Origin of the sequence: Cohnella cholangitidis (genome assembly GCF_014107495.1) — a bacterium.
Classification (GTDB): Bacteria; Bacillota; Bacilli; order Paenibacillales; family Paenibacillaceae; genus Cohnella; species Cohnella cholangitidis.
In genome coordinates, this window is the sequence record NZ_CP041969.1 from 833,927 (window position 1) to 860,697 (window position 26,771).

Sequence of the window (26,771 nt, forward strand, 5' to 3'; positions counted from 1 at the left end):
ATAGATGCGTACTATTTACGAATGGGATTATAGTAGAAGGCAGCCCTGGCTGCCGCAGCCGCCGCGGCCGCTTGCCTCGCCGCTTCTTCTTCTCGATGGATTTCGTTGGCTACGCTAACGATATCGCTGCCTAACGACTCCAGCTCCCTGCTAAGGATGATAATCTCGTTCGTCAAACGGTCAATCGCTTGGTTGACGAAGACCATTTCATCTGAATGCCAAGCTAAATTCAGATTCGCGCGGTACTGCTTCAAGCTGTTATTGATATCCCTCAGCGTCGATGCGTATTGATTCATCGCGCTAGCTTGAGAGGCGGCCAAGCCGACGTTAACGCCCATCCTTATTCCTCCCTTGAAGGTGAAAATACAACTTGGGGGCACCTTTAACGCCCCCAAATTGACTAGCAAGGATTACTTAAACGCGCTTGCATTGCTGTTGATCGCATTCTCGGCAGCTTCGTAATTCGCCACGGTGTTATCCAGAAACTTCGCGTACGATTCGATTACTTTCTGATACTCTTCGAATCTAGGCGCCAACGCGTTGAAATTGTTCCTGATCGTATTGGAAGCGTCGCTCTGCCAAGTGGAAGACAGATTGCCCATTTCCTTCTTGATCTCGTCCAACCTCGAATTCAAACTTGTATTCAAGTTTCTGATCGTAGACGCCGATTTGGCGACCGCGCCTAACGAAATACTGATTCCATCATTAGCCATTGAATAACTCCCCTTTCATGATTAGTTCGCTGATTAGTTCGTTAACCGTTTTGCTTGATTAATCGTTTCGTTCTGCGTTTCCCGGTAAGTTTTCGCGCTGTTTTTCAGGAATTCGGAATACTGATTCATCAGCTGCTTCATCTTCTGGAAATCGTCTTGGAAACCTTTGATCTGCGATACGAACGCGACGTTGTCCGCGCCCTTCCAGTTAGCGGCCATTCCGTCAACTTCGTTGAAAAGCTGGTTATACAGCTTCTCGTATTCCGCGGATTGGCTGTCCATTTTCTGGGATGCAGATTCAAGTTTGGATGGATCGACTACAATCGTTCTAGCCATGTTTGATTTGCTCCTTTCAGATTGGGTTTATTATATTAACATCAGCCGGGAGCCATTGAAGAGACCTAACTCCATGGCTGATTTGTTAATATCTAGCAAGGTGCCGGATTGCATGTCGCAGATAATCGCGTTGCGCGATGCGACGAAATAACCGTCCGACAATTCGACGAATGCTCCGATCAAGAGCGCCTCGATTTCATGCAGCCTTAGCGTGATCGGGATGAATACGTCATACTTCTGGTTAATCGATGGCAGGAAAATCTCGACGATAATCTTATCCATCGGTTTCCACCTCCGATTCCATGGTCACCGAAGTTAACAGCTTCACGAGAGCGGGTTTGCCCTTCGAGATCAGATAGCCGAAATCCTGACCAATCTCTTGGTACAAGTCCGTTGTCATTTTCGCGATCTTCAGTTGGTATTGCTCTGAAATTCCGTTGCCGATCCAGATCGCGTCGCTCAACGATGCCTTCCTCGTGAACCAATTCTCGTAAGCGACGGCGGAAATGCTGGAAACGGAATCGCACAGAACGAAGCTGACCTTGTACTGGGTCTCGCCTTTCTCGAACAGGACCTTGAGCTTGTCCCTCGAATCCTCGGATATTCTGGACATCAAGGAAGACAAGGAACTGATAATGCAGGTCAAGTTCTCGAAAACCGGAGGTTGTTCTCCTCGTTCAATAGCTTCCTTATATGTGTTGTTCCTGATGACCAATGTTTGAAATAACCGTCCGATCTGGTCGTCCAACTCCGATAGAGAAGAAACATACTTATACTCCATACCGGAACTTCCGTCCCGGAAATGACCATCCGGGTCGAGCACGACGATGTCCGATGTCTCTTTCGCGGCCGATACTTCGGCCAATCCTTGGATAAAGCTCGGATTATCGTTGTTCTGCGACAGCACGAGATTGATATAGGATTGGTTGAAATCGTAATACGCGACCTTCAGGCTGTTCTTGTCGACTCCGATCGGAACTCTAGTTTCCCTTCTAGTCTTGATCTCGTTCTCTAGTTCGAGCACGTTGACCTTGTCGGGCAGAATCGGAATCTTCGTTGCGCCGGGCGCCTGCCATTCGCGCTTGCGCTCTTCGCTGAAATTCCGCAGATAGTCGAACATTCGTTCGGAATCGCGGTCGACATGGGCGATCTGGAACTCGTAGACGCGATCCGATTTGTATATTCCTCTGCCTTTATACTTGGAAGGATACAGCCCTTCGACGTTACCGAGCACGCTCGAATAGTCGGTTGGATCGTTCAATTGCAGCACGTAAAGCTGCTTGAAATTTTGTAATATTCTGTACCTTACGGCATTGGTGTTAGATGCGGTTAGAATGAAATACAATCCGTATTTCAAGCCTTCGCGGGTCAAGTAAGAAATCGCTTCTTCCTTGTCTTCGTAAGTTTCCGCAAAAGCGGAATAGTTGTGAATGAATACGACGATCGAAGGAAGCTTCTCACTGTCGCTGCTCGCCCGGATAAAGGACTGATAATCCCCGCCGTATTCGGAGAACCGCTTCTTGCGCGATTCGACCTCACGGTACAGCATCTTGAAAAAGTTGTTGATCTTCTCCGTTTCATGCGACAATAACACGTCGCCGACATGCGGAGCCTTGGCGTATACGCCTAAAGTCTCCGAACCGAAATCGAGCAGATACAAATTCAGTTCCGCCGGGGTATGGTTCTTGATCAGCGCATAGGTCAACGTAGTGAGGAAAGTCGTCTTTCCGTTGCCCGCCGAGCCGTAAATAATGGCGTTGCCCTCCCTAGTTAATGGAAAGGTCATCGGAAATTGCCTTTGCGTCGTCGGATCGTCGACTTCGCCGATAAGCGGGTTAAGCACGAACGGCGTTGAATCGGGAAAACTATACTTCTCTTTCAATTCGTCGACGACGATCATATCCGGAATAGGTTCCAGCCATAACGGCCTAACCTGTATGTTTTCTTCTTCCGCGATGGCGGACAAATACTTATTAATCTCGTCGATCTGCTTCGGCGGATTGCGGAACATCGCCCTTCGTTTATCCGACTTGGCTTGCTTAGTAATACGTCCGAGGTTATCGACGACCGCGATGCTCTCGTCTCTATGTTTCTCGATGCGGTCCGCGGGATAATAGGGAGCGCCGCCCCATGCAGACTGGCCGAGATCGAAGAGCTCGTTGAAGCCGACCTGTACGAAATATCTTCCCGTAACCGACAACTCCGCCGCGTCCGGGCGCTTGATGACGTCCATGCTGTCCGCTTTCTCCTGCACCTTGAGACAGATTCTGAATTTGCTGTTACTCCAGATCTGATCATCCACGACGCCGGATGGCTTCTGAGTAGCCAAGATTAGATGCACGCCCAAGCTTCTGCCGATCCGCGCGGCGCTGACGAGCTGCTCCATGAATTCCGGCTGTTGCGTCTTCAACTCGGCGAATTCGTCGGAGATGATGAACAGATGCTGCAGCGGCTCCGTAACTTGACCTTCGCGATAGAGCTTCTGATACTTGTATATATCGATGTTGCTGATATTGACTTGCTTGCTGGTATCGCTGAAGATCGCTTGCCTGCGCTTCAGCTCGCTCTGGATAGAGATAAGCGACCGCTTTACCGCAGCGCCGTCCAAGTTCGTGATCGTGCCCGCCAGATGCGGCAGGTTCGCGAAGGCATTGGCCATTCCGCCGCCTTTGTAATCGATTAGAATAAACGCCACTTCATACGGATGGTAGTTGACGGCGAGCGATAGAATAAACGTCATGATGAATTCGCTTTTCCCAGAGCCTGTCATCCCCGCGATCAAGCCGTGCGGACCGTGGAATTTCTCGTGCAGGTCGAGCTTGAACTTCTCTCCGGTCGTATCCACCCCGATCGGCGTTTCCAAAGTAACCGTCGGATCGTTCTCCTTCCAGCGCGTTAAGGCGTTCAAGTGCTCTATCTTGCCGACCTCGAACATCTCCAAGAACGTTAACATGTTCGGCAAAACGTAAGACGACGACGCGGAATCCAGTTCCGTGTTCGCTAGGATGACCGCCAGATCATGCTCGTTGTGCTTATAGTAAAAGTCCGGCTGAAAAGCGATATGTTTGCCCGTAATGTCGTCCTTATCGTAAATCTTCGATATGCCGCCGCCGAATTCGACGACCATCGAACATTCCTTAGGCAGCTGTTTCAACTCGTCATAGAGGTATACGACGCTGAATCCGTAGTTTTTCTTATGCTTCAAGATGGAATTGATCATCTCCGCCTTGGCGGCTAAGCTCTTATTTAAAGCAAATACGACATAATGAGGACTTATCTCGGCGAGTTCCTCGTCGTTGGATATAGCTTCGCGCCGTGCGATCTCCTTCTCGAAGAACGCCGCCAGCTCTTTCACCTCGCTCGCGCTTGTTGCCAAGAAACGGATTCCTTGTTCCCTGTTCCAGATATGCGGCAACCACTTGGCGAAATCCCAGACGTCCTGTTCCTTCTTGTCGTAGATGAACACCAGCTTTAATTCGTCGTAGCTATGCAGAGCGACTAACTGAAGAATGATTCCTTTGATTAAGTCGGTGATGCTTGTCCGGTTGCCGATAAAGCCGCTGTTCCAATCCTCCATCAAGCTTAGAGTGACCGGCACCTGCTCCAGTACTTTTGGCTGTTCGGCCAATTTGTACAACGCGTCTTGCAGATCGTCGTCATCCAGCGTGAACCTTCTCTCGGGATATTTGATATCCGCCTGAAGCGGAAGCTGACCTAGGCCGAGACGGACTTTAAGGAAATCGTTGTGACCGTGGCTTCTTTCCCACAAGTTCCGTTGCCGGAGCTTGATACGTTCGACGCACTTATCGACGGTCACGTGATTCTCATGCAGGATCTGGCTTTGGCGGACGCATTCGTTGGCGATCTCCTGGCTCATCCGGTCTATGTACGCCCTGTATTTCTCCTGTCTAAGCTTCTCCCGTTGGATCCGTTTCCTCTTCTCGTGCTTTCTCGTCAAGATCGGCCACAGAATCGTCCCGATCAGCATGCTGAACGACATAACCAACGTCGGCATGGCGCTCTTAACGCTCCCGGTCGAGCTCATCGCGTTCTGCAACGAGAAGATGCCCATGAATACCGCGGACATTCCCATCGTGAGCGAAGGACCCAACATCAGCATTAACGGCGTCTGTTCTTGATTCCCCAAGGACGGCGGCGGATCTATCTTGATTTCCTTGCTGGCAATGTCTTTCTTGAATCTCGGCGAGCGGTAAAACGGAGTGCTCACGGAGACGTCCTCGTCGTCGCCGTCCTCGTCGTCCGCCGGAATCGCAGCTTGCTTAACCAATGGCCTAAGCACCGATTGCTTATAAGACATTTGGCCGTCCGGATTGTTGATCGCGATGAAGCCTTGTCCTACCAGAATCTTAAGTCCGATGATATAAATAATGTCTCCCGGCTTCAGCGTCTTGTTCTGCACTCTTATTCCGTTAACGAACGTTCCGTTGGAGCTGTTCAAATCCTGGATAGTCAGCGTGCTTCCGGCAATGAGAATTTCCGCATGGCGCGACGAGGCGTATTTGTTGGCGAAATGAATGTCGCAATTGTCGGCCCGTCCGATTACCATCTCGCCCTGCGTCGGGAGGATGAGCTTCTCGAACGTCTTTCGGTCTTCGGAGATAGGCTCCGAGTATAACCAGATCGTCTCGTTCGTTTTTTTAAGGATTAAGCTATAGAAGCAAGGCGCTTCCAGAACCAGTTCTTTCACCCGCTGATGTCCCCGGTCCTGGATGATCGCGTTTTTGTTCGACTTCAGAATCCACTTGCCTTCGACGCCCTCCGCGCTAATGACCCTTTCTTCGAACCCTTGCGCATTGGTGTGCGTTACCCAATATTGACCTTTTTGTTTTTCTGGCAGGACGCAGGTGAATAATTCATTTTCTTTCAATAATGATAGCTGCACGCTCTCGCAACCCTCCTTATTGTGGAAACAAATCCATTTGTCGTATAAACTATCATACAATTCTGAATATTTCGACATTATTCAGGAAATTTTGGGTAAATTTTATAATTATTTGATATTAAACGCCGAATTGTGCAGGACTTTCGGGATTAGAAAACTAAATATTCATAGGATAGTTAGAATTTGTCTTAGAAAGGAACGTCGACCCTATGAAAACAAGCGAGTTGACCGCCGCGGAATTCGCCGCCCATTTTGGAGCGAGCCATGTCTTGCCCGGACCGTTCGCTTATTTCGCTTGCGATAACGGCATGGGCGTCATCCGGGATAACCGCGACCGAACGATCGAGATCGTTAACGCAACCGAACAAAATCTCGCCGAGATCAGCCCCGAGGACGAATTGCTTCTGCTGGCCATGGTGTGCGGGGAGTACCGGGAGGAAGTAGCCGTTCCTAGAAGCGATACCGTCTTCGATTACGAGGAACGCTATCGTAAGACGACCAGAAAATACAACGTCGTAAGGATGACGATAATCATTCTGTTGTCGCTTTTCATCAGCTTATCGTTAATCCTCTTCTTCTTGCTTATGGAATAGCGGTTACTTTTTCAAATTCACATCGTACGGAATGCTGCCGGTAGGGCAATCGATAGAGGCGTCGCCCGGATCATCCTTGGCCAAGTAAGCCGCGCCGGCAAGCTTTTCTTCAACGAATTTGCTTGTGCTTTCCAGCGACGACTTGGCTGCGGCGATCTCTTCGGCCACGCGAATGATCGCGTTGCGAGCTTCCGCGTAATGGTCGGAGAACGCTCCGCTCTGGAACGCGGGGTCAATGATCTGGGCAAGCCGCTTGTGTATCGTCTGCATGCTTGAGGTCGCCCTCTGGTCGAATGCGCGACTTACCGAATAGAGTTCGCGGATTTGCTTCGGATCGAGAATTTTCGTCTTACCGCCCACTGGAAACCCCCTCCATCATATCTTTCAGCTTGACGCGGAGTTCTTCTAGGAGCTCCGAAAGCTTAATGAACTCTTCCGTCAAGTCCTCGTATCGATGTTCGATAATCTTGATGAACGTTAAATCCGTGTCGGTGGAGGCTTGGTTGTATACCGCCTTGAGCTCTGCCGACTCCTCGCATAAAACGTTCAACTCGTCGGCAATTCCCGACAACGCTTCTCCGAGCGTCACATCGTAACTCATTCCGGCTCCTCCTCGTTACATGAGTAATTTTTTCGTCGCGCTCTTTTCTTTTTCCGAAGGTCCTTTACCCGTCGCAGCAAGATCCGGTTCCCTTAATTGGGAATAGCCTTCGAGTACTCCCGTGGCGTCTACAGGCGTCTCCGTACGGGCGATGCCTCCGATGGCACCTATTGCGCCGCCTAGATCCGTCTTGCCGGACATTCCGTTCATCATCAGAGCCAGTCGTTGCGCGGATAGCGTCAATAGATCCCGCTGCTCATAGGGCATCGCCGACATGAAGAAGCTTTCCCAAGCCAATTCGTACTCTTCCTTGATCGACAGCGTAAACGACACGCTCTTGCGCACTTCTGGCGGCTTAAGAATGAAACCTCGCAAGTTGATCATTGCCGAGATCACGTGCAGCGCTCCGCAGCACAATTCCATGTCCTTCTCTATAGTCCCTTCGATAAGTTGAATGTAAGGGGCCAGGATATTAAGCGGCTTCGGCGTTTGCTCGTAAAACCAACGAACCGTTTCTTCGTTTATGCGCGAACCTCCGATCAGTTCGGCCAACGATTCCGGTTTCTCGAAACGATCGGACAAGATCACCATCTGGTCGTAGACGTCCCTATGAATATAGAAATACCATTCCCCTTTGGTCAGGACTAACGTATTGATGACAACGGGCATGTATCGTTCCTTCGATGCGATAATCATTCGGACACTCCCTCCCCATTTGCTATAAAAACACCGGGATCTACCGCGCTTCCGTTAATGTATACGCCGAAATGCAAATGTGGGCCGGTTGATCTGGAGCCGGTGCCGCCCGATTTCGCGATAACGTCGTACTGCTTAACTCGCTGTCCTTTCTCGACAAGGCTTTCCGAGAGATGCCCATAGAGGGTCATAATCCCGCGCCCGTGATTCACGATGACGTAATGGCCGATCGACTCGTTCTCGGAAGCCGCTTCCACGACTCCATTAAACGCAGCCAATACATAGGTACCTTCCGGCGCCGCGATATCCATCCCTTTATGAAAGGTCATGGCGTCCCTTGTGATTGGATCGAGCCGAATGCCATAAGGAGAGGTGACTCGAATAGGAATTTCAAGCGGTGATTTGAAGTTCTCGATATATCCCAGATCGGGATTGTCGAGCGACTTCTCGTACCTCTTTCGTTGAGTTTCCACCTGTTTGCCCAATTGCTCCATTCGGAGCTTGTCCTGCTCGATATTTTCGCTTGTTACGATTTTCGTTGGCTGAGTCTGCTCCGCCAAAGCTTCCCTAGCATTCCGTATGCTATCTTGCTTGGCCAGCAATGTTCTATATTTCGCATCCAGCTCAAGGACATAGGAAACGGATTGCTCCTTGCTCCGGTCCATCAAGAGCTCCGTCTGTCGCAGCTCATCGTCAATGTTGTATAGGTCGAGATCGAACGCCGCCAGCTTCGTTTCATAGTTCCGACCGTGCAAACCGTAAGCCACTGATAGCATCTCATTCGAATTGACAGCGAATAGCGCGGTCGAGTAATCGTCTTCGACCAGGATCAACTTCGCGTTCTCGATCACGGGGTCGTCGATGGAAATGCCGTATTTCTTAAGCAAGACGGATGCTTTCTCCGCATGGGCGATTGTTCCCCCGATGAAGAGTAGCATGAATAAGATCAAGATGGCTCTGAACAAAGATATCCCCCCTTTTCCTCTTGCAGAGAGACGTTTACCAAGAGACTTTGATCAAAAAATCTTCCCCATAAGTTTCAAACAACAACCGCTCCTGTCTAACCGTTGTTGGCTGACCCGATTTCAAAGCTTCCTTGGTCTCGCTTGTCAGATTCCCGGCAATGGCATTCATCAGCTTCTCGTAATTCATTTTCGACTTGGGCGTACCGATCTTGACGTAATTGGCGCCTACCCGCATATCGTCGATGTCCTCAAACTTCACGAATACTTTCCCGCGCAACGATACGCCGTCTACCTTTTTCACGAAATCGACCAATCGTTTCATCGTTAATATCGTTTGCTCTCTCGTGTAGCTATGGTACGGTTCCATTCCGTTTTTCGAACCTTGGAATATATTCGCGTTATAACAAATGTTCGCCGATGTCTTTGCCCACCCGGCAATCGCTTCCTTGTCGATAAAATCGGCCGCTTTCGTCGATAACCCTTCCACCTTGAAAGTATTCAGCATGTTCGCCATAAGCACGACCGCCTCTTGCCTGGAGATGGCCCGGTCAGGCTCGAACGTCTCTTCCTTGACGCCGTTAACGACGCCAAACGCAAACATGGAGGTCACGTATTGCGCATTCGTATCGGCGAAGGATTGTTCCGTAGTCACGACGTGCAGTTTCTCGTTGGAATGCGTTATCCGCAGCATGACCCGATCGGCGATTTCGGCGAACTCTTCTCTCGTAATCTTGCTCTGATATTCGCTTTTTAGCCGCTCGGGTACGAGCCCTTCCTTAATCATCCAGTCAACGTCTTTTCTGGCCCAATTGGAAGGATGATCGTCTATTGCGGCATTGACCGGCGTAACGGAAAGCAACGCGAAACCCGCCAACAGAACGATCGACAATTTCCTCGCCATCGAGTTCCACCTCATCGTCTACTTTATTTGTTTCACTTCGACGGGTACGGGCGGATATCCATACTCATACCCGGCCCCAACGTAACTGTATCCGATAATCGGCTTGAATTTGAATTCCAGCAGACTGTCGTCGTTATAGGTGGATACCGTCATGTAACCGTAATCCCATTTCGAAGGTTTTCCCGCTATCGTAGCCTTGGATATCCCCGTATAATCTTTCGCCATTAATTGCCAATTGAAGCAATTGATAATGATTGCTTTGCCCGTTTCATATTCCTCATCCATGGTCAGGCTGTCTTCTAGCCAAGCTCCCATTAAATGATTTTCCAGTTCAGACCAGTTATCTGGATCTTTATCGCCTTCGTACACCACTTTGACGTAATCCTTACCCACGCGGAAATGAAGATCATCCATATACTCGAAAATATCTATGTTCCCTCTAAGTATCACGCCAGCGTAATTCTTATCAAAAACTTTCCTCATCATCATAATTGCCTGTTCCCGAGTAATGTTGGATTTAAAGTCGAATCTACCTCCTACACCATCCATGAATCCATGTGACTTCGCTATCTCTACAGCAGGCTTGGCCCATAGCGGAATTTGCTTAAAGTCCGATAACCCTAATTTCTCTTCGCCCGGATACGAGTTGGGAATATGCAAATGATAGGCGTTCACGATCATCACCGCGGCTTCCTGCCGGGTAATCAGCCTGTTCGGGGCGAAAGTCGTGTCCGTAATGCCGTTTATCGCTCCGATGATGAAAGCCAGCTTTACGTAATCTTGCTTGGCATCTTCAAATTCTACATCCATCGTAACTTTGGACAGAACTTCCTCCGGAGTCCAGTAATCAAAATCAAGATTATGTCCTCCTGCCGTATCTAGATCCTTAATGTGCATAAAATAAGTTCTAACCAACAGTTCGGCGAACTCATCGCGCGTAATCGGCTTTTGATAATCGGACTGCAATCTTTCAGGTACCAGATTCTCCGCGATCGCTTCCATCAATTTTTTTTGCGCCCATTTGGAGGGCATATCCGCGGACTCCGCATAGGCTGGCGTTACGGAAATAAGTAAGATCGCTGCTAATATCCCGATTACAATTTTGCTCGTCTTCACTTCTGTTTCCCCCATCGGCATCGTCCGGCAGCCTGCCGAACGATGCCCTAAATTAGTGAGTCCCCTTGACGTCGAGATCTCCCGCGGACGTCTGATTTCCTGAAAATACGGTAAGCACAGGATATGGAAGAGCGCTGAAATCAAAAGTTTTTCCTGCAATTTTGGTTACGCCATTATTCCCTTTAAGAGAATACTGCAGCGCGTAAGTATCTCCGATCGCTTTAATATCCGCGGCCATTAGCAACACGGAAGTGTTATTCCTAAGAACCTCGATATTAGCCTGTATCGGACTGAACCCTTGTTTTACGGCAACCGCCGAAGACGGCAATCCGTAAGTGAAATGCCATCTTTGCCCTTGCTTCCCGAACGATTGCTCCCCGATAAGGCTGCTCGGGTTGTTGTTCGCCCCATTCGTACGCGAAGTTCCCATGAACGTGCGATTACGCTCGGTTAACGTCATGACCTGCGCATTCCCGAATAGATGCTGGCTTCCGAGTGGCTTCTTGAACTGATGCAAGTTATCGCCATCGTCGATATACGAGAATGAATGAATAACGTTCATGGTATTCGCGGCTTCCCCATCAGCATAATTACGCCTACTGAACTCGGCATCCCAATCCAGGGAATATTCATAGTCGTAAATATTGCTTTTAATGGCGTCCCAGTTCGGTTGAGCGGGAGCTCCGAATAAATTGATCGGTTTGTAAGAGCCGTTAACCTTCATGTAAATATCTACCGGCGTAACCGCTCCCGTCGTAAGATTGAGATGATAGTAATAAGGAACAATCTGTACGTAATTCACCGAATAATTGCCGAGCGTTTGAATATCCGCCAGAACGTTATAACCTAGTCTCACCGGTTGTCTTCGCAGTGCCGGAATATTGTTATGATCCGGAGTTAAAGGCAACGATAGCGGCTTCTGCCTCAAGTAAGGAAGCAACCCGTAATTATCCAGGTAGTACACGCTAACGGCTTCTTCGCCCAAAATATTTTCGGTATCTCCGACGATGAATTTTTGTTTGCCGAGATCAACCTGCTTGACCAAATTTTTGACTATCCAGTCTGTCGGCTCCTTAGGCTCCTTAAACAAGTTAGAGAATCTAAAATCTCCCGTATCCTCGATTACCAGGTTGCCGATTCTCCCGACGACGTCAATGTTCCAGCTCCCAATCGAACTATGCTTTGCGGCTAGGTTTTCATATCTGATTTTATTTTTGGGCGCGGTGTAATCCGGCGTGTCGGAGTTGATGGCGAACGAACGAAACTGAACCAACGCGCTTATGGCTTCGCTATTTGCCAATGGCACATAAAAATCGTAGATGCACCGAAAGCTCGCGCAGTTAACCGGCAAATCAATCCACTCATCAGGCGAATAGGTTTCCCCGTTATAATTCACGTAGAAATCGAATTTCACTTGCTTGGACTGCGTCCATTCGGTCGTATCCATATTATCTACGAAGCCTTTGCCGGTAATTTCGCTCGCGTATGAAAGGCCTTGCGCGCCGTTTCCGTAGAAATCGCCGGTATTCGGAAAGAATATTTCGAATCCGTAATCGAGGTTAATGAAATTTCCCGCTTGGAACGTGCCATCCGGCGTAACGACCGGACTTCCCGGCGGATATTGAACCTCCACATATTCGTAAGCGTCTTCCGGCGGCTCCGTAATCGCCGGACTAACCAGCACTTTCGTTGTAATCGTAGGCGTTCCTTGGGCCGGGAAATCCGGCACGGTTATTTTGGCGTAACCGTTCCCCGGTTGACCGATTTGATAACCTCCGCCGGGTGCGGGCATGTTCGCGTTACCGGCATTTACTCCCGCGCCGGCAAGCGATCCCGACACGTAGGAAGAGCCGCCGTAGGACCATTTCGGATCGTCGCCATGATTCACTAATCCGCCGTAGTACCCTCCTCCTCCTCCTCCTTCGTCGTTCGGGTAACTGGATACGTGCCGCGAAGATTCGGCGTCCCCTCCATCGAATAAACTGCCAAGGTTGCTCGTGTTTCCCCCATAGGATGCTCCGCTGCCGGTCGTGTCGCCTCCGCCACCGCCTGCGACGATAATCCGGTTTTCTATGGCCGAACCGCCGAGCCGCATGTCCGTCGCGCCTCCACCGCCCGCTCCCGCGGAGCCAATGCCGTATCCGCCGCCGTTATATCCTGGCTGCTTAAAGCAATCGCATTGGTCTATGTTGGTCGTTCCGCTCTCGCCTTGTCCTCCGACATAGATCAGAAGCTTCTGTCCTTCCGACAAGATAACGCTGCCCTTTGCATAACCGCCGCGGTTATTCGCGCTAGCGGAGCCGACAGCGATGCCCCCTTGAGCTCCCCACGCTTCCAGATGGTAGAGACCGCTTCTAGGAGCCACGAACTCTTGGACGCTGCCGCTATAATTATAATTCTTTACTTCCCCCGTAACGGGAGGAAGATAATTCGGGTTATCGATTTCCCGTTCTTCGTATACGGGCGGACTTGGCGTAAATACGTATCCCTCTTTTAACCTCTTCTCGTATTCGACCGTCGGTTGCTGCAAATTACCGCCCAGCAGCTTCGCGTCGGCCGTTCTTTGGTCTCTGCCAGGAGCCAATGAGACGACGCGCGCATCCTCGACGGAGACCGGATTATGAACGAGAATGTTGTTTACTTTGCTGTGACTATCCGAATAAGCGGACCTGAACTCCTCGCCTGGAGCTCCATATTCCCCTTGATATCCTGTGTCATATAGAAACGTGCTTCCCTTCTGAGGAAATGAAAGATATTCATAGAAAACATGGGACTCTCCGGTTACATACTCTCCATTGCGCTTCGTATCCGGAATATCGATATTCGTATTCATCAATCTCAAAGGCGCGGACGGCCGAGCGGGTCTATTCAAGCCCGCCGGCTTTGAATCGAACACCGTCGAAACCGTGCCTAATCCGCCGACTCTCGAATACTTGCCGTTCACGTTGTAAAATTGTCCATTATACGATCCGATAGCAATCGTGTCTTTTTTGGACCACTTCGCAGCGGATAACGAATTGCTCGTCCACATGATTTCGAAGCTGGATTTAGGAACGTCGATATCTTCCGTCGTTTTTTTCGAAGGCCCCGTCTTCTCAAAGTACATGACCGATTGGTCGCCCTTGGACGTTTGCAGGATCAAGAAGTCGGAAACCACGGTCACGTCCGTCGTCATATTCCGGCGTTCCTCGAATTTCTCCTTCTCTTTGACGGGCCCGGCATCCGTATTGGCATGGGTATTGTCGGACGGACCTTCATTCCAAACCACGTTGTCATGCTGCTCCGTCTCCAAGGAATACCTAAGCCGTCCGGCGGAGCTTGTGTTAGACGATGCGATATTAGCGAATACGTTAGGCTCTCCTTGCACGATCGAAGCCGTAAATTCTTCCGTATCCGTTAACTCCGCCATGCCGTCCACTCTCGATTTATTCAGCTTCCACACGTGAACTCTATTGATTTTCATATAATCGTAGTTCATCGTATGCGACCAATGATCATCGTAACCGCCGACCGTATGCACGTGCCCTGCTTGAACCCATCCGTATTCCGTGCCCATTACCGGAGGAGTCGTTTCCGTTCCCGGCACCTTGACATAGGGTCGGCTAACTGCCGTAACCGTTTCGGTAAATGTCGCACCGCTGTCGTCCGTTGCCGTTCTAGGCGTCGGCATTGGCGGTTGAACGTCCTGCGTGTAGCTGGCCGGAATCGGCGGCATTGACCATCCGCATGGAACAGGCGTAAAAAAGGACGTATAATTTCTGGCCGTACTTGCATCGGGAACGTATTCGACTTCGATATCCACGATAAATTCCGACCCCCCCGAGGCGAAGAACAGATTCCGCGTCGTCGGCGTTCCCGCCATCGCCTCGAACTGTTCCGCTCCGGGTTGCCCTTGCTTAATCTCGGACCAAAAAACAGGGGCGGAAAAATATTCGCCTATCAATGGGATGGGGGGATCTTCCTTATGAAAAAAAGTAACGCTATCGGGTTCCCCATCCGAACATTCGTAAGTGTACTTCGATCCATCATTGCGAACGCCTTCGATAAAAATCTCCACATTGTATTCAAACGTTACTTTACTATTCTTCGGCACCGAATAGTTCGTCAGATCGTCGTAATACGTCAATGGAGTTCCTTTTAGATAATTCATAAGATCCGCTTTCGTAACGCTAACGAAGCTGCCCGAAGGCTCGGGGCTGTCTTCCGCGGACCATATCGGACTACCCGTTCCGCCGCTTCTCGTCAATTTGACTTTCATCTTTAATTTGCTTTCGTTGGTATTCGACAATAATTTCGTCCAATTATCCAGCTTCTTCTTTACGGTTTCTTTCATGGAGATTTGCAATTGCGATTTTTTCCCGATCTTCTCCTTAACCTCTCCTTCGATCTCGGCCTTATTCGATATTCGTATGCTTTGAGAGCACTCGCATTCTACTCGCTTTATATTGTGGGAACCAGCCGCGATAATAAATCCGAAATACTCCGGACCGTCGAATTCCAAAGCCTGCATAATGCCCTTCAGGCTGGAAGCCGACCACACTCCGACCCCGCTGTCCGTACGGAAGATGTCGCCCGTTACGCCCGAATAACCCCAAGTGAAACCGTTATTCCGGTAATCATCGCCTCGTAAATCCGTATTTCGCTTACGGTTAGGCATTTCCCTGATCGCTAGGTCCGCCGCTTTCTTGATTAGCATTTTCGTATCGCTTTTCGCGGCGCCGGCAGGAAAATCGGGAGAATTCAGGTTGGTCTTGGGTGTACCCCCGTGCATCCACTGTACAAACTCGATGCTTGGAATGAACATCTTCGAATCGAAATGGGCAGGCGCGCTGAACCTGGCAACGGTATCGACAGCGATTAGAATCGGCTTCTCCGACAATCCGACACCGTCAAGAAACCTGTTGATCGCCTCGGCATACTCGCCTCGCTGATCATCCGGCGACAAAGCATATAAAGTCATTAGTAAATCGACGTATTTTAAGTCCCCTTCTAAATCTTTTAAGGCATTACCGGTCAGTAGACAGGTTTTACATGTATATTCTTCTATTCGTTTTTCGATTTGAGTTTCATCTTTCAGAATATAATTCCATACTTTAGGTGCCCCCGAGGCTCCTATCGAATTGAATACATTTTTCCATCCGTTATTCTTGAGTTTCTTTAAGTCTATTCCCCCTGTCGCTGCAACAATAGATACTCTGTTTCTTAAACCCTCATAGTATAGATTCGGCAAAGGTCCATCAAACTCCACAATCTTTCTTACCTTTTTGTCGAAATCAACTTTGTTATTTTCCCCTCTTTCGATCGTGACGAGGTCGCCCGAGCTAGCGTTCCACCAGCTATACGCCGAATCCGTCGTCCAACAAGAAGAAGGAATAAATATAATGGAACTTTCCAGCTTGGGAAAGTGATTGCTGAATTGAGCTTTTACCTTATTCACGATTTTGAGATCTGATGTATCCGTTTGAGCGTCGAACTGGTTCGCGGCAGCAAAGGTCTCGCTAATGACCGAAACTCGATACCCTACGAATCTGGGTGCTTGAAGACAAACTCCCCCGCCTCGGCCGGTGCTTCCGCCAGGAGAAATGATTTTAGACGTACCGACAACGGTTGCCGCCTCTACCTCATAAGGAGGCACAAGCGACAAGAACGAAGACATCAACATCGCGAGAAGCATCAGAATAGTTAAAGTTTTTTTCACGAGAACCCCTCCTCCCTAGCGCTATTTCATGACTTCCAGATCCATATAATATCCGGCCTCGGCTGCTTCTTCGATTGAAGTGAACAGATCAACCACCGTTACGGTCCCTTCATCCACCTTGTCGGCATACGCGTATAATGGCACGCCGCCCGGTTTATAACCGATAACCATGCGCGCGCCGACGATCTTCGTTCCCGAAACGCTGAAGCCGCTAATCGGCCTAGAAGTCGTTAGATTGACGCCTTGTACGAGCACAAGAAAGCTTGGACCTTCGATCGGATTGACTCCCGAGTTTTTCGTCAATTGACTAGGGATATAAAAAGCATTCCGCCAGTACGGATTCGTTTCGTTCATCTCGTCGATGCTGTTGGCCATATCCTCCGAAACAAGGTTGCTCATGAGCGCTCTGGCGGTCACCTCGGTAAGGCCCGGCGGGATGCCTTCGGGCTTCGTCAAGCTGTTATTGTTTATCTTCAAGGAGTGCTTCAGCCCCATATTCAACGCGTAAATATCGGATCCGGAAGCATACAGATATGGCATCTTCATTCCGAAAACGAGATCCCAATCCCCATCGTTCACCTCGCCCCCAGGATTATCGGGATAATTGCCCCCGCCGTTGCGAACGAGCTGATGAGTAGCCATATAGTAACCGTCATTTGTGGCAACCGCAGCTACCGGAATGAAATCTTTTAACAAGGCTTTGTTCTGCTCCGTAGGCATCATATCGTAGTTAAAGCAAAACACATCCAAGAAGGCGTCCAGCGCGAGCTGCGGATCGACAGAAAACGAGAATTGGCCTTTGGTATAATCCATATCGAGGTTAGTCGTCTCCAGCATGGCCATCGCCCCCGCATCGCTGGCATAGTCGATCGCATACGAGAGCTTGAGCTGCTCGATCTCGCTTTTTTCCTTCTGCACATAGACGATATAAGCGACGAGTAAGGCTGCGATGAAAACGACGGCGAGCATGTTTACGATTCCGAGATTTCTTCCCATCGCCTGCCTACTTTCTCACCATGCCGGATAATGTCTGATCGAATTTGGCGGGCGTAATGCGCAACAGTTGATTTTGCAATCTTTGCGCCCCCGTATAATCAATCGCTTTAACCGTTACTTTGATGATGTCCCCTTGGTTCCATTTGCTTATATCGTCGTTAAGCATATAGCTCGTTGCCGTGCTATTCGGCCCGTCCGGGTTGACGACCTTCATATATCTTCGGATCGTGGCGTCCATCGTCATGCCATGCGAGGAAATCGCGATATAGAAATCCTCTTTATCCTCGGGGGTGAGTCTTCCATTATCCGTCACTTTGTCAATCAGGTTAGTCATCTCGTTGAGCACGCTTCTGTTCATTGTCAGATCCTTGCTCATCGTATTAATGACGAGCGGCCCTCCGGCAAGCAGCGTGAACGCGAGCAACACTCCCAATATTTTATTGAAAATGTCCGTCATGTTTAGACCCCCCTTACGCCCTGGCTAATCTCGACTCGTCGACCGCGTACAAAATTTCTTTGATCAGCACGCCGCAATAAATGTTCGTTTCCCCTGCCGCGTCCTTATACTTAATCATCGCTACGATACGTCCCTTGGCGCCTTTCTTTAACGGGCCGTATAGGTTTCGTTTATATTCGTTCTTCGGATCCAGATAGCGGAAAATATTTTCGGCGCTTTGGCCGCGCGCGCAGACGGGATCGGCGATGATGACGGACACGCCTTTCCTGAACGACGGAACGAGTAAACCGAACAACTTCATCGGGTATTCCTCCTTATTGACGTTGTACGTCCCAGAACCTCAAGCCGGCCGCCCCCGAGAATAATTCCAGCTTTACCGGCACGTTGTCGGGCATTGCCGCTTTCGCTGCCCTAACGGTTGCGGCTCGATCGATAAAGAAGTTATCGTCTAACGGAATTTCGAAAGAGCCGTTAACGCTAAGTCTGATATTGTTCGGGCTAGGCGTATATTTGTCCGCGACGGCTAGCATCAGCAGCACATCATTAGTCGTAAGTTGCCGATTTTCCGGGATAATCTCGGCCTCGGTGACTCTAGCCGTCTTCTCGATCTGCACGTCGAAGCCGCCTACGTCGCCTTTAAGAAACGGAACCATGATAAACACCAAAATCGGCGTAAAGATAATCAACGCGGCTATTAGCGTAACAAAATCGAAAGCGTCATCCGCTTGTTCCATCGTTATCCCTCCGTTACTTCGACTGTGTAGTAATCAAAATCGGAACGCGATGCATCTTCCGGCCCGTTCGTCACCGGTTCAACGCGCAATCTGACTTTGTTGTCCATGATTCTGGTTAAATCTTCTATGCTAGTTATGGATACGCCGAACGCCGCTCCCGATATCGATCGAACAGCGCCCACGTTTTTCGTTAATAGAATGTAAGCGGAAGCAGCGGGAATCGATGATTCGTAATTCCTCATCGCTCTTAATTCGGCCGCGTACGCCGAAGCTTGATTGTCCGCGATAACCGTTTGGGCGTTTCTGCCGAAATTTTGGCCTAGCGTGATGAACAACGCCAACATGGCGACTATGGCAGCGATGATTACCATATTCACGGTAAGATGAATCCCATGGCTCACTTCGTTATCCATCTCTACTGCCTCCTGAAAATAATTTGTACGATGGCTCCGTTCGCATCCGGAACTAACTCCGAGGTATATCGGTCGGTGGGATCGAAGAGCCCTCCGGCTACATTGTCTTTAACTAACTCCGATGTACGGAACTGCGAAGCCGGCGTTGCCTTACTCCACTCTCTCGGACTTACGGGGCCACGTCCATAAACCGTAACCTTGGGCATGCCGTCGGATTCTGTAATAGCCGTTATCACGTCCGTCGGAAATAAATTTATCGTTCCGTCGAATTGGTTATACTTCCGATACTCTTTGATATTCTCGACGGCAGCGTCGCTCTCTTGTTGAATATTCGCGCTCTCTCGTGCGAGCGAACCAAGCGTGATGATTAGAGTAAGCACGAGGGCAGCCGTCATGGCGCTAATACTCGCCCATATCGTCGTCGACCATTCGTTCATACCTGATTCCTCCTTATCCTTTAGCCATAAATTTCAACTAAAATCTAGCAATTTCTATACTCTATAGGACACACGAGCCAATATGGCTCGTGAATCCGAACAGTACAAAAAGCAAACTATTGCTGCGTAAAGCAGATGCCGACTATCGTGCCGGTCGCATCTTGGATCAGTTCTGCCATAAACTTAGCGGTCGGTCTAATAAATGTGGGAGTTCCTGATCGGGTCGTCGGAATAATTAACATGTTATACTGTTCTGTTCCAGTAGTTTGTAAATTATGAGTGTAAAAGGAATTCGTTAGTGCTGCTTTAGACATAGTAACTGTTGTAAAAATTCTATTATCGCCAGAACCGCTTGGTGTTGAACCTACAAGCAGAGCGCCATAGTTATGGCCTTCTGCAGCAGCAGTAGTAGGTGTCGCCCTTAACGCCCTTGTCCTAACAACCATCGCCACCGGCCTGCCATCAAACAACTTAATCGCGGAAGTCACTTGCGTACCCGATAAGATCTTCTGGTCGTAATCATCAAATTGCGCCAACGACATCGAATCCATCGAGTTCTGCACCGTCGTAATCCCAGAGTTCGTCGTGCCTCTCGTAAAGCCCAGAATTACGAAAATAACCGAAATAATAACCCCGATAACGATAAGCGCTATGGCTATCCTAGCGCCTGATCCCAATTCACCTTCCATTGTTTACTCACTCCTCGTTTTTTTAAGATTGTTTTTAAGATTTTTGCGCCAAGTACAAATCAAGCTCTCTTGCGCGCGAACACGAAGACGCATATTCCGGCGATGACCAAGACGACTACCGCAACGATGGGAATCCATGGCACATTGCTCAATTCGTACTCACCCCCTTAACGGAATCTATTGTGATCCTGCTAATAATCGATGTTGGACAACGCTGCCGTGAACTCTCTGAAACCCAATATGCCTAACGGTACTAGAATATAGAGAACCGCCGTTAAGACGAGAGGGGCCATCGCAAGCGGGCTGACCATCGCTCTCTTCTTGTTGAGCGTCGTTGTCTGGGAGATTTCCCGTATTCGCAAAACGTGATCCCTCTCCGTGACAAGATCGCTGAACGCTTCGGCTAGCGTAATCTGATGAATCGTCAGGATCAGCTTGTCCACCAGCCTGCGGAAACCCGGAAGAACGGCTTTGGCTTTCAAGCGATTCAACGCCAGGTCGGGATTCGACGGGTACTCGTGATAAGCGTCGATCAAGGCGTTCTTGTGTACCCGGCTCTGGCGTTCCAGCCAGAACAGCGTGTCAAGCGTATCGGTAGACGTGTTCATGAGGATGGAGATCATCGTCTGAAGCTGCAGCACGTCCTCTTCGCTTTCGGTCTTGAGCAGCCATGTCCTGCCCTTAAGCAACAGCTCTGGAATTCGAGTGCAAGCTATGGCAATTCCGAACGCGATCACGATCATCCACCATCTGAAGTACGTATTATGGTAGCTTTTATATTTTTCTTGCAGCCGCTTGATCTGCGCGTCTTGATCGAAGGGAGGCAAATCGGACAAGTATTGCTTGACGAAATCCTTCGTTTTGCTTTCGCTCAGCGCCGCCGGCAATTCAAGATAGATCTTATCCATCTTCTTCCGGATTTCTACATCTTCCGCATCAAGCTGTTCTCCGCCGACCAGGGATACTTCCTTGACGTTGGAATAAACGAATTGCTTGCCCAGATTCACCGCAAAGAACATGAAGAGCATGCACATAACGAAAGCAATAAAGCCGAATACGAGTTTACTAGCGTACATATGTCTTAGGTCCGTCATGCTTAGCGCGCCTTTGATAATCCGCTGCTTTCTCCCTCGCTTGAGCTGTTTTTTCGGAAGGATGTCGTTCACAAGGTTGGAGAACCAAGAAAACTTCTTCATGCAGAACATGACGAGCGGATTCCGATCATCCTTCTTGACGGACACCGCGCTGTTGATCTTTACGATGACCGTATATCCAATGATCGAGGCGAGCAGGATGACGATTCTGGAAATATAGCCGATGGGGCCGTTGTACATAACCGTCGTACCGGGAATGATCGAACTAAAAAATCGCTCGATTACCCCGATAGCGAACAACGGCGCGATGGGCAAATATTCGAGAAACCCGAAACGGGCCTTCTGAAGCGTAATTCTTCTGATTTCCAGATTCACTTCGTCCGCCAGCATGCCCATCGCTTGCAAGAAGTTAGAGGAACCGTTGCTCAGCTTCGTGTCCCCCGAATTGTTCAGGATGTAGCAGACGCCGGCAAGCGTACACAACAACCGGAAAGGCGTCATCGCATAAAACTCGTCCAAACGCCGCTTGCCGTCAACATCCGTCAGGATCAAGTAAATATCCTCGAACGCCCTTTGCAGCTCCGCCCCGGTTTCGGTTTCAGCGATCGCTTGCGGGATAGAGTTTAAGCGTAAATAGTTTTGCCGCAGCGAAGAGACGGACATCGACATCTGCTTCAACAGCTTGAAGTGCACGCTATCGACTTGCTTTGATACGATGACCGTATTCATGACCACCGCATACAAGAGCACGAGCAGCGTCGAGAACAAGTCCCGGAAGATTATCGCTCCTGCGACTACGAGAGCGATCGAAGCGACCATGGAGATCGAATAGATTCTGACTGAAAAGACCTGAATTTCTTGGTAGCTATATACCGACAGTTCTCCCATTCTTTGCTTGACTCGTCGGAAGCTGCCCCTGGACAAGAAGAACTCGTCCAGAAATTTGCTTATCTTGATATAAGTCGCTAGCGAAATGATTCCTTTCTTCTTCGCTGCTCCTAATCTGCGTTTCTTCGCTTTTTTCCGGTCGGAGACGATAATCATCGAGATGCCTAGTATCGCCGTGAGCATGATCGCAATGATAAGGAATATCATAATCGTATCGTGAGCATAGGCTCACAGCCTCCAGTTATCCAGAATAAAAGACTTGAAATCCTTCATCTTATCCGGCGGCATGACTTCCAGCATCTTCTGCGTCAGGTCCGTGGTAAACCAATCGAAGGTTTCGTAGGTATCCGTCTCCAAGTTATATTTCAGGATATCCCGGGTCGTAAACGACTTGCGATCGGTCTGCCGGGTGTAGTATTCCTTCGTGATTTCGTTCATCGAATGAACGGGATTACCCGCGTCATAGTCGGGATAAGGAACGCTGACGTCCAGCTTAACGATCTCCGACACGCGTTCGATGTATCGACGCCCGTCCGTCGTATAGTTCAAATGGATGTCTACGCGGATAACGTCGATAACCTGCTGTTCGGCGGTGATCATATTGCCCGTGAAGCCGCCCGCGTTCACGAGCGAGTTCCGGATCGCATAGACCAGTTGCTCCGCCATGTTGGCGTGGTGCGAGAAGATCGTGAAAATCGATGCGACCTGCCCCATCTGGATCATCCGGGCGGCGATCGCGTCGGTTGCGACCTCGCCGACGATGGACACCGCGGCATCGGATTTCTTGAGCGCGTCCTGCAGCTCGGAAGCCGATACGTATTCGGTTTCCTGGACGGACAAAATGTTTCTCTCTGGATACAACTCCCGCAAGTACATCTCCGGTGCCATCTCCAGCACGCGCACCGTGTACCGCGGATCGATATATTTGACGGCCGCGGTCATCATCACCGTCTTGCCTGCGCCTTGCCGGCCGGTAAAGCCGCAAGTGATCTGCCCCATCATCAAATACATCACCAGATTAATCGCGAGGTAAGCCTTGTTCACATAAGGTTTGTCGATCAACGCCGGCAAGGACGAATCGCTTAGCGTGAACTTGCGTATGAACACGGCCCAGTATTCCGCGGCCGGAGGCCTTAGCGCGAGCACACGCGACTTGTCGTACATCGTATTGACCAAATAACCCCGCTTCTCTGTCAACGGCCCTGGGTTGTTATAACGGCATAAGAGCTGAACGACCCGCCTTAATTCCTCTTCCGAGTTAAATGTAAGAAAACGAAGATGAATGTACTTCCCGTTAAAGTAAAGCCATACCGACCTTGGCGCCTTCATAATGTCCTTATCCTTGTTCAGCAAGGCGCTTAGGATGGAACCGGAAGTTCCGCAGTTAAAGCCGTTAATGTTCATCTCGCGCAACGTGTCGACGACGCCAAAGCCTTTGTAACGCTGATAAACCATAACGGAGAGAATGTCCAACATGACGTGATAGGTCAGTTCGTAATTTTTCTCCGCATAGATGGCGTCGATATCCTCGTTCGAGATCAAATAGGAAGGCTGCGATTTGTCCTCGATCTCATAACGCTCCCTAGCCAATCTGTACTCGTTAATCATCTCCGCCAGTGCGTCCTTGCCATGCGTTTTCTTATAGTAGTACATCAGAATCTCGAACTTGACCCGCTGGTCCAAGTTCCGCGCGTGGAAATCGAACACCTGCAAAATATCCTCTTCCGTCTTCAGCAGATCGGCGATTAAGCTTCTAATCAAGTCTTGAACGATCAGCTTGGCGGAATCGATGCCATACACGCAGTTCTGAATCGCGTCGATAATGCGTGCCCGGCGCTTGTACAACGATTCGAATTCCTCGTCCGCCAATCCCGCGAAGCTCTCGTCCTTGACCATATCGGCAAGGCTGTACTTGACGATCTCCAAGATTCTGTCCAACGTCAGCTTGTCCGACAACTCGATATCCGGCTTCTCCCGCTTAGCCTTCAGATAGAGAAGGATCAGCAGTACCGCGATAGCCAGGAGGGATACTATGATGAGCAGAGTATTTAAGTTCAAGAACGCTTCCTCCAATCCAACCGGTCTCCGCCTAGTGCGGCGCGCTCTCTTATTTGTGCGGCCAAACGGTTTTTCTGCCCAAGTTGGCCAGTATCATCATGACGCATTCCTTCAGATCGTTATTAAGCTCGATGACGCGCGGATCCTTGTCGAGAATAAAAGAAAGGATGCTTTGCAGATTCCCTTTATTGCTCGTGCGCCTGATGAACGGATTGTAGCTAATCTTGGCGCAGCGCCTGTGTCTTAATCCGAGTCGTTTGGTCGTTTCCCTGAACGCTTCGACGTAAGGGTCGTATTGGTTAAACACGAACACGAGACCTTTCGCGTTCAGATGCCTGATCACCTCGGCCGTTTCCCAATACGCCAGCTTATCCCCTACATCCTTGGACTGAGTGAGTACCATGACGATCAGATCGGCATTGTCGATAACCGATTGCGTCACTTCTTCGTAGATCTCGGTCGTGACGTCCGTAATAACGATCTCGTGGTTCAGACTTTCGATGGCAAAGCGGATTAACTTCGCGCTATCTTCATAGGACACCGTCTCCGAAGCCGTTTCGATGACCTGCAGGTTGGGCACGTTCGGCACCTTAATGCAATAATCTTGGATTTCGTCGCGCGAGATCGCGCTGGCTTCAAGCATCTTGATGACTTGCGTCAAGTTCCTCGTCTTATCCTCCGTCGGCTTTAAGCCGAGAACGCCCGCCATCGCTTTGTTGTTGCTGCCCGTATAAGTAAGACAAGTCGATAGATTCTGCGTCTGCGCCAAGGCAATCGCCAGCAGCACGCTAATCGTCGTCCCGCCTTGCTTGCGATCCGGAGAGATAACGGCAATATTCACTTGCCCCACCTCCTCGTCAACAGTTTAAGAGCGGTTTTGACTTTCAGATTAAGCTCCGGAGCCAGCAACGCGGCCAGCCCTTTATTCAAATCCGTTGATGGAATCGGGTTAAGTATGCGATACGTCTCGATCTCCTCTACGCTTTTCCAGATTGAGGCTAGCGGCGATACGTTTATGGCATCCTTTTCCCGCTTGCGGTCATAAGTCAGCTTGATCGTCTTGTAAGCGCCCAGAATATCGAGAAATGCTTGCTCCTCCTCGTTAGGCGCATAACTCTTGACGTAAATGATCTGAGACAGATTTTCCGGAAGCGTATCTTGAATATCGAAGATGACATGCTCGAAATCGTCTTGCGAATAACCCACTTCCTCGAATATTTCATCGGGGGATGCATCGGAGATCGCGATCATCATGTTCGCGAGGTGCCCCTGAGATTCGCCCGGCGCCAGCAGCCGCTTGTAGTGCCGGTTGTTGCTGAACAAAGCGACGTCACCGGTAGCCTGCAACAGCTTCATGAGCGCGTAGATAACGGGACGCTTGTCCGTATAACCGTATACGCCGATCAGCATTATTCGACGACCCCTTCCTCGACGGTAAAGGATGCGGAATCGGAAGACGATCCTGCGGGCGGCGTGTCAGGAGACGGCTGGGTCGTATCCTGGACACCCTCGGAGTTCATCGCGGCCTGCGCCTGTAATTCCAATAACGCCTTTAGGTCGTTTTCTAGCTTCGTTGCTCCGCTGTCGATTTTCCCTTGAATCTCGCTTCTGCCCGACGAAATCGCCGATCCAATTTCCTGCGTAACGCTTAGAATTGCCTTATCGATTATCTTTCTTGTCGCAGCGTTCATCTCGCCGTTGATTTGCTGCGATACGTTAGGATCGAGCAGCATGATCGCTTGGATGTTTTTCGGAATCGCATAATATTCGATAGCAGGCTTCTGAATGCCGGGTTCGACGTATCTCGCCATATACAATGTGGCTCCATCTTTCTTCTGCAGGAAATAATCAACCAAAGCCGCTTGATAGAAATGAATTTCGTTTTCCGTCATCCTTAGCTTCATTGTCTTGTCATGAATCGCCTCGATGCGCTTATGTGTGAGCACGATAAAATCTTCCCCGCGAGGATAAACGATTCTGTAGTCGATATAATCACCGACCTTGATGCCGATCGGCAGCACGTTCGCGACGACGTCGTAATCCCTGGTCGTATCGTCGATCGGATCCTCCATGACAAAATCCATGCTAAGCGGAGTTCCGGAATTCAACCCGATTCGGTAATATTTGCCGATGATCGCTTCCGGGTCTAGAATAAAACTTCTCGTTAGCAGAGACTGCGGAATTTCCCGGAGCTCCAAGTCGGTTTCCTCGATAGTCTTGCCGGGGAACAGGCCATCGGCGCCTTCCTTCACCGTCCAGATGCCGACCATCGGACCGTATTCGTCGATGGTGGCCTGCAATACCGCTTTCTCCTCTTCGAACTGCTTGGTCATAGACTCTTGCTTAGGTCCCCACAAAATGAAATATTGACCGACGTTGGTCAGTAGGAATAGCAATACTACGCCTGTTACGATCGCAATCGTCTTCCAATTCCATTCCATGTTCATATGTACATCCTCCAAGTAGAACTTTATATTCATTCA

Annotated in this window: 25 protein-coding genes; 1 reads left to right on the top strand and 24 read right to left on the bottom strand. The window is 49.7% G+C overall.

All coding sequences use genetic code 11. The features are described from left to right. Nucleotides 1-11: 11 nt before the first annotated feature. The 5 genes from FPL14_RS04180 to essC all read right to left on the bottom strand — a co-directional run bounded on the left by FPL14_RS04180 (nucleotide 12) and on the right by essC (nucleotide 5,952). Nucleotides 12-338 (bottom strand): hypothetical protein, encoded by a 327-nt coding sequence (locus tag FPL14_RS04180; protein WP_182301835.1) that lies wholly within the window; start codon nucleotides 336-338, stop codon nucleotides 12-14. Nucleotides 339-410: 72 nt separating this feature from the next. Next, nucleotides 411-713: a pore-forming ESAT-6 family protein gene (locus FPL14_RS04185; protein ID WP_182301836.1), complete on the bottom strand. Its 303-nt coding sequence runs from the start codon at nucleotides 711-713 to the stop codon at nucleotides 411-413. 33 nt (nucleotides 714-746) lie between these two features. Beyond that, nucleotides 747-1,049 (bottom strand): WXG100 family type VII secretion target, encoded by a 303-nt coding sequence (locus tag FPL14_RS04190; RefSeq protein ID WP_182301837.1) that lies wholly within the window; start codon nucleotides 1,047-1,049, stop codon nucleotides 747-749. A 30-nt stretch (nucleotides 1,050-1,079) separates the two neighbouring features. Next, nucleotides 1,080-1,331, bottom strand: coding sequence for a methyltransferase (locus tag FPL14_RS04195; protein WP_182301838.1), 252 nt, complete (start codon nucleotides 1,329-1,331; stop codon nucleotides 1,080-1,082). Next, nucleotides 1,324-5,952 carry a type VII secretion protein EssC gene (gene essC, locus FPL14_RS04200; protein WP_229263772.1) on the bottom strand — a complete coding sequence of 1,543 codons (4,629 nt, stop codon included), beginning with the start codon at nucleotides 5,950-5,952 and terminating at the stop codon, nucleotides 1,324-1,326. The genes FPL14_RS04195 and essC overlap by 8 nt, the downstream gene beginning before the upstream one ends. Before the next feature lie 209 nt (nucleotides 5,953-6,161). Between essC and FPL14_RS04205 the strand changes: the two genes are divergently transcribed. Beyond that, complete coding sequence (locus FPL14_RS04205; RefSeq protein ID WP_182301840.1) at nucleotides 6,162-6,545, top strand: hypothetical protein; 384 nt, start codon at nucleotides 6,162-6,164, stop codon at nucleotides 6,543-6,545. Between the two features lie 3 nt (nucleotides 6,546-6,548). On the opposite strand, the gene FPL14_RS04210 is transcribed toward FPL14_RS04205, so the two are convergent. The 19 genes from FPL14_RS04210 to FPL14_RS04300 form a co-directional block, all read right to left on the bottom strand. After that, entirely contained in the window at nucleotides 6,549-6,905 is a 357-nt protein-coding gene (locus FPL14_RS04210; RefSeq protein ID WP_182301841.1) for a hypothetical protein, read from the bottom strand. Further along, complete coding sequence (locus FPL14_RS04215; RefSeq protein ID WP_182301842.1) at nucleotides 6,895-7,146, bottom strand: hypothetical protein; 252 nt, start codon at nucleotides 7,144-7,146, stop codon at nucleotides 6,895-6,897. Before FPL14_RS04215 ends, FPL14_RS04210 begins: the two co-directional genes overlap by 11 nt. A gap of 15 nt (nucleotides 7,147-7,161) precedes the next feature. After that, a complete protein-coding gene (locus FPL14_RS04220; RefSeq protein ID WP_182301843.1) occupies nucleotides 7,162-7,842 on the bottom strand; it encodes a hypothetical protein in 681 nt (226 codons plus the stop codon). Further along, nucleotides 7,839-8,807 (bottom strand): M23 family metallopeptidase, encoded by a 969-nt coding sequence (locus tag FPL14_RS04225; RefSeq protein ID WP_182301844.1) that lies wholly within the window; start codon nucleotides 8,805-8,807, stop codon nucleotides 7,839-7,841. Before FPL14_RS04225 ends, FPL14_RS04220 begins: the two co-directional genes overlap by 4 nt. Before the next feature lie 34 nt (nucleotides 8,808-8,841). Then, nucleotides 8,842-9,708: an S-layer homology domain-containing protein gene (locus FPL14_RS04230; protein WP_182301845.1), complete on the bottom strand. Its 867-nt coding sequence runs from the start codon at nucleotides 9,706-9,708 to the stop codon at nucleotides 8,842-8,844. A gap of 18 nt (nucleotides 9,709-9,726) precedes the next feature. Beyond that, on the bottom strand, nucleotides 9,727-10,824 hold the full coding sequence (locus FPL14_RS04235; RefSeq protein ID WP_182301846.1) for an S-layer homology domain-containing protein: 1,098 nt from the start codon (nucleotides 10,822-10,824) through the stop codon (nucleotides 9,727-9,729). Between the two features lie 52 nt (nucleotides 10,825-10,876). Next, nucleotides 10,877-16,522, bottom strand: a complete 5,646-nt coding sequence (locus FPL14_RS04240) for a glycine rich domain-containing protein (protein WP_182301847.1) — start codon at nucleotides 16,520-16,522, stop codon at nucleotides 10,877-10,879. Between the two features lie 21 nt (nucleotides 16,523-16,543). Beyond that, complete coding sequence (locus FPL14_RS04245) at nucleotides 16,544-17,518, bottom strand: hypothetical protein (RefSeq protein WP_182301848.1); 975 nt, start codon at nucleotides 17,516-17,518, stop codon at nucleotides 16,544-16,546. A gap of 7 nt (nucleotides 17,519-17,525) precedes the next feature. Continuing rightward, nucleotides 17,526-17,975: a hypothetical protein gene (locus FPL14_RS04250; protein ID WP_182301849.1), complete on the bottom strand. Its 450-nt coding sequence runs from the start codon at nucleotides 17,973-17,975 to the stop codon at nucleotides 17,526-17,528. Nucleotides 17,976-17,988: 13 nt separating this feature from the next. Next, a complete protein-coding gene (locus tag FPL14_RS04255; RefSeq protein ID WP_182301850.1) occupies nucleotides 17,989-18,276 on the bottom strand; it encodes a hypothetical protein in 288 nt (95 codons plus the stop codon). 13 nt (nucleotides 18,277-18,289) lie between these two features. Continuing rightward, complete coding sequence (locus FPL14_RS04260) at nucleotides 18,290-18,709, bottom strand: hypothetical protein (RefSeq protein WP_182301851.1); 420 nt, start codon at nucleotides 18,707-18,709, stop codon at nucleotides 18,290-18,292. 2 nt (nucleotides 18,710-18,711) lie between these two features. Beyond that, entirely contained in the window at nucleotides 18,712-19,122 is a 411-nt protein-coding gene (locus FPL14_RS04265) for a hypothetical protein (protein ID WP_182301852.1), read from the bottom strand. 2 nt (nucleotides 19,123-19,124) lie between these two features. After that, nucleotides 19,125-19,559, bottom strand: a complete 435-nt coding sequence (locus FPL14_RS04270; RefSeq protein WP_182301853.1) for a hypothetical protein — start codon at nucleotides 19,557-19,559, stop codon at nucleotides 19,125-19,127. Between the two features lie 116 nt (nucleotides 19,560-19,675). Further along, entirely contained in the window at nucleotides 19,676-20,248 is a 573-nt protein-coding gene (locus FPL14_RS04275) for a hypothetical protein (protein WP_182301854.1), read from the bottom strand. 191 nt (nucleotides 20,249-20,439) lie between these two features. After that, nucleotides 20,440-22,437, bottom strand: coding sequence for a hypothetical protein (locus FPL14_RS04280; RefSeq protein ID WP_182301855.1), 1,998 nt, complete (start codon nucleotides 22,435-22,437; stop codon nucleotides 20,440-20,442). Between the two features lie 21 nt (nucleotides 22,438-22,458). After that, the gene (locus FPL14_RS04285; protein ID WP_182301856.1) at nucleotides 22,459-24,288 is read right to left on the bottom strand and encodes a Flp pilus assembly complex ATPase component TadA; all 1,830 of its coding nucleotides are present in this window, start codon (nucleotides 24,286-24,288) and stop codon (nucleotides 22,459-22,461) included. A gap of 49 nt (nucleotides 24,289-24,337) precedes the next feature. Beyond that, the gene (locus FPL14_RS04290; protein ID WP_182301857.1) at nucleotides 24,338-25,129 is read right to left on the bottom strand and encodes a CpaE/TadZ family protein; all 792 of its coding nucleotides are present in this window, start codon (nucleotides 25,127-25,129) and stop codon (nucleotides 24,338-24,340) included. Further along, complete coding sequence (locus FPL14_RS04295; RefSeq protein ID WP_182301858.1) at nucleotides 25,126-25,698, bottom strand: hypothetical protein; 573 nt, start codon at nucleotides 25,696-25,698, stop codon at nucleotides 25,126-25,128. Before FPL14_RS04295 ends, FPL14_RS04290 begins: the two co-directional genes overlap by 4 nt. Then, nucleotides 25,698-26,735, bottom strand: a complete 1,038-nt coding sequence (locus FPL14_RS04300) for an SAF domain-containing protein (protein WP_182301859.1) — start codon at nucleotides 26,733-26,735, stop codon at nucleotides 25,698-25,700. Before FPL14_RS04300 ends, FPL14_RS04295 begins: the two co-directional genes overlap by 1 nt. Nucleotides 26,736-26,771: the final 36 nt, after the last annotated feature.

Excerpts from the sequence above, each read along its gene's own strand:
- FPL14_RS04185 (WP_182301836.1), bottom strand. The coding sequence starts at position 713 with ATGGCTAATGATGGAATCAGTATTTCGTTAGGCGCGGTCGCCAAATCG.
- FPL14_RS04295 (WP_182301858.1), bottom strand. The coding sequence starts at position 25,698 with ATGCTGATCGGCGTATACGGTTATACGGACAAGCGTCCCGTTATCTAC.
- FPL14_RS04205 (WP_182301840.1), top strand. The coding sequence starts at position 6,162 with ATGAAAACAAGCGAGTTGACCGCCGCGGAATTCGCCGCCCATTTTGGA.
- FPL14_RS04180 (WP_182301835.1), bottom strand. The coding sequence starts at position 338 with ATGGGCGTTAACGTCGGCTTGGCCGCCTCTCAAGCTAGCGCGATGAAT.
- FPL14_RS04255 (WP_182301850.1), bottom strand. The coding sequence starts at position 18,276 with ATGAAGTTGTTCGGTTTACTCGTTCCGTCGTTCAGGAAAGGCGTGTCC.
- FPL14_RS04265 (WP_182301852.1), bottom strand. The coding sequence starts at position 19,122 with ATGGATAACGAAGTGAGCCATGGGATTCATCTTACCGTGAATATGGTA.
- FPL14_RS04195 (WP_182301838.1), bottom strand. The coding sequence starts at position 1,331 with ATGGATAAGATTATCGTCGAGATTTTCCTGCCATCGATTAACCAGAAG.
- FPL14_RS04220 (WP_182301843.1), bottom strand. The coding sequence starts at position 7,842 with ATGATTATCGCATCGAAGGAACGATACATGCCCGTTGTCATCAATACG.
- FPL14_RS04230 (WP_182301845.1), bottom strand. The coding sequence starts at position 9,708 with ATGGCGAGGAAATTGTCGATCGTTCTGTTGGCGGGTTTCGCGTTGCTT.
- FPL14_RS04190 (WP_182301837.1), bottom strand. The coding sequence starts at position 1,049 with ATGGCTAGAACGATTGTAGTCGATCCATCCAAACTTGAATCTGCATCC.
- FPL14_RS04260 (WP_182301851.1), bottom strand. The coding sequence starts at position 18,709 with ATGGAACAAGCGGATGACGCTTTCGATTTTGTTACGCTAATAGCCGCG.
- FPL14_RS04300 (WP_182301859.1), bottom strand. The coding sequence starts at position 26,735 with ATGAACATGGAATGGAATTGGAAGACGATTGCGATCGTAACAGGCGTA.
- FPL14_RS04275 (WP_182301854.1), bottom strand. The coding sequence starts at position 20,248 with ATGGAAGGTGAATTGGGATCAGGCGCTAGGATAGCCATAGCGCTTATC.
- FPL14_RS04270 (WP_182301853.1), bottom strand. The coding sequence starts at position 19,559 with ATGAACGAATGGTCGACGACGATATGGGCGAGTATTAGCGCCATGACG.
- FPL14_RS04280 (WP_182301855.1), bottom strand. The coding sequence starts at position 22,437 with ATGATATTCCTTATCATTGCGATCATGCTCACGGCGATACTAGGCATC.
- FPL14_RS04215 (WP_182301842.1), bottom strand. The coding sequence starts at position 7,146 with ATGAGTTACGATGTGACGCTCGGAGAAGCGTTGTCGGGAATTGCCGAC.
- FPL14_RS04245 (WP_182301848.1), bottom strand. The coding sequence starts at position 17,518 with ATGGGAAGAAATCTCGGAATCGTAAACATGCTCGCCGTCGTTTTCATC.
- FPL14_RS04250 (WP_182301849.1), bottom strand. The coding sequence starts at position 17,975 with ATGACGGACATTTTCAATAAAATATTGGGAGTGTTGCTCGCGTTCACG.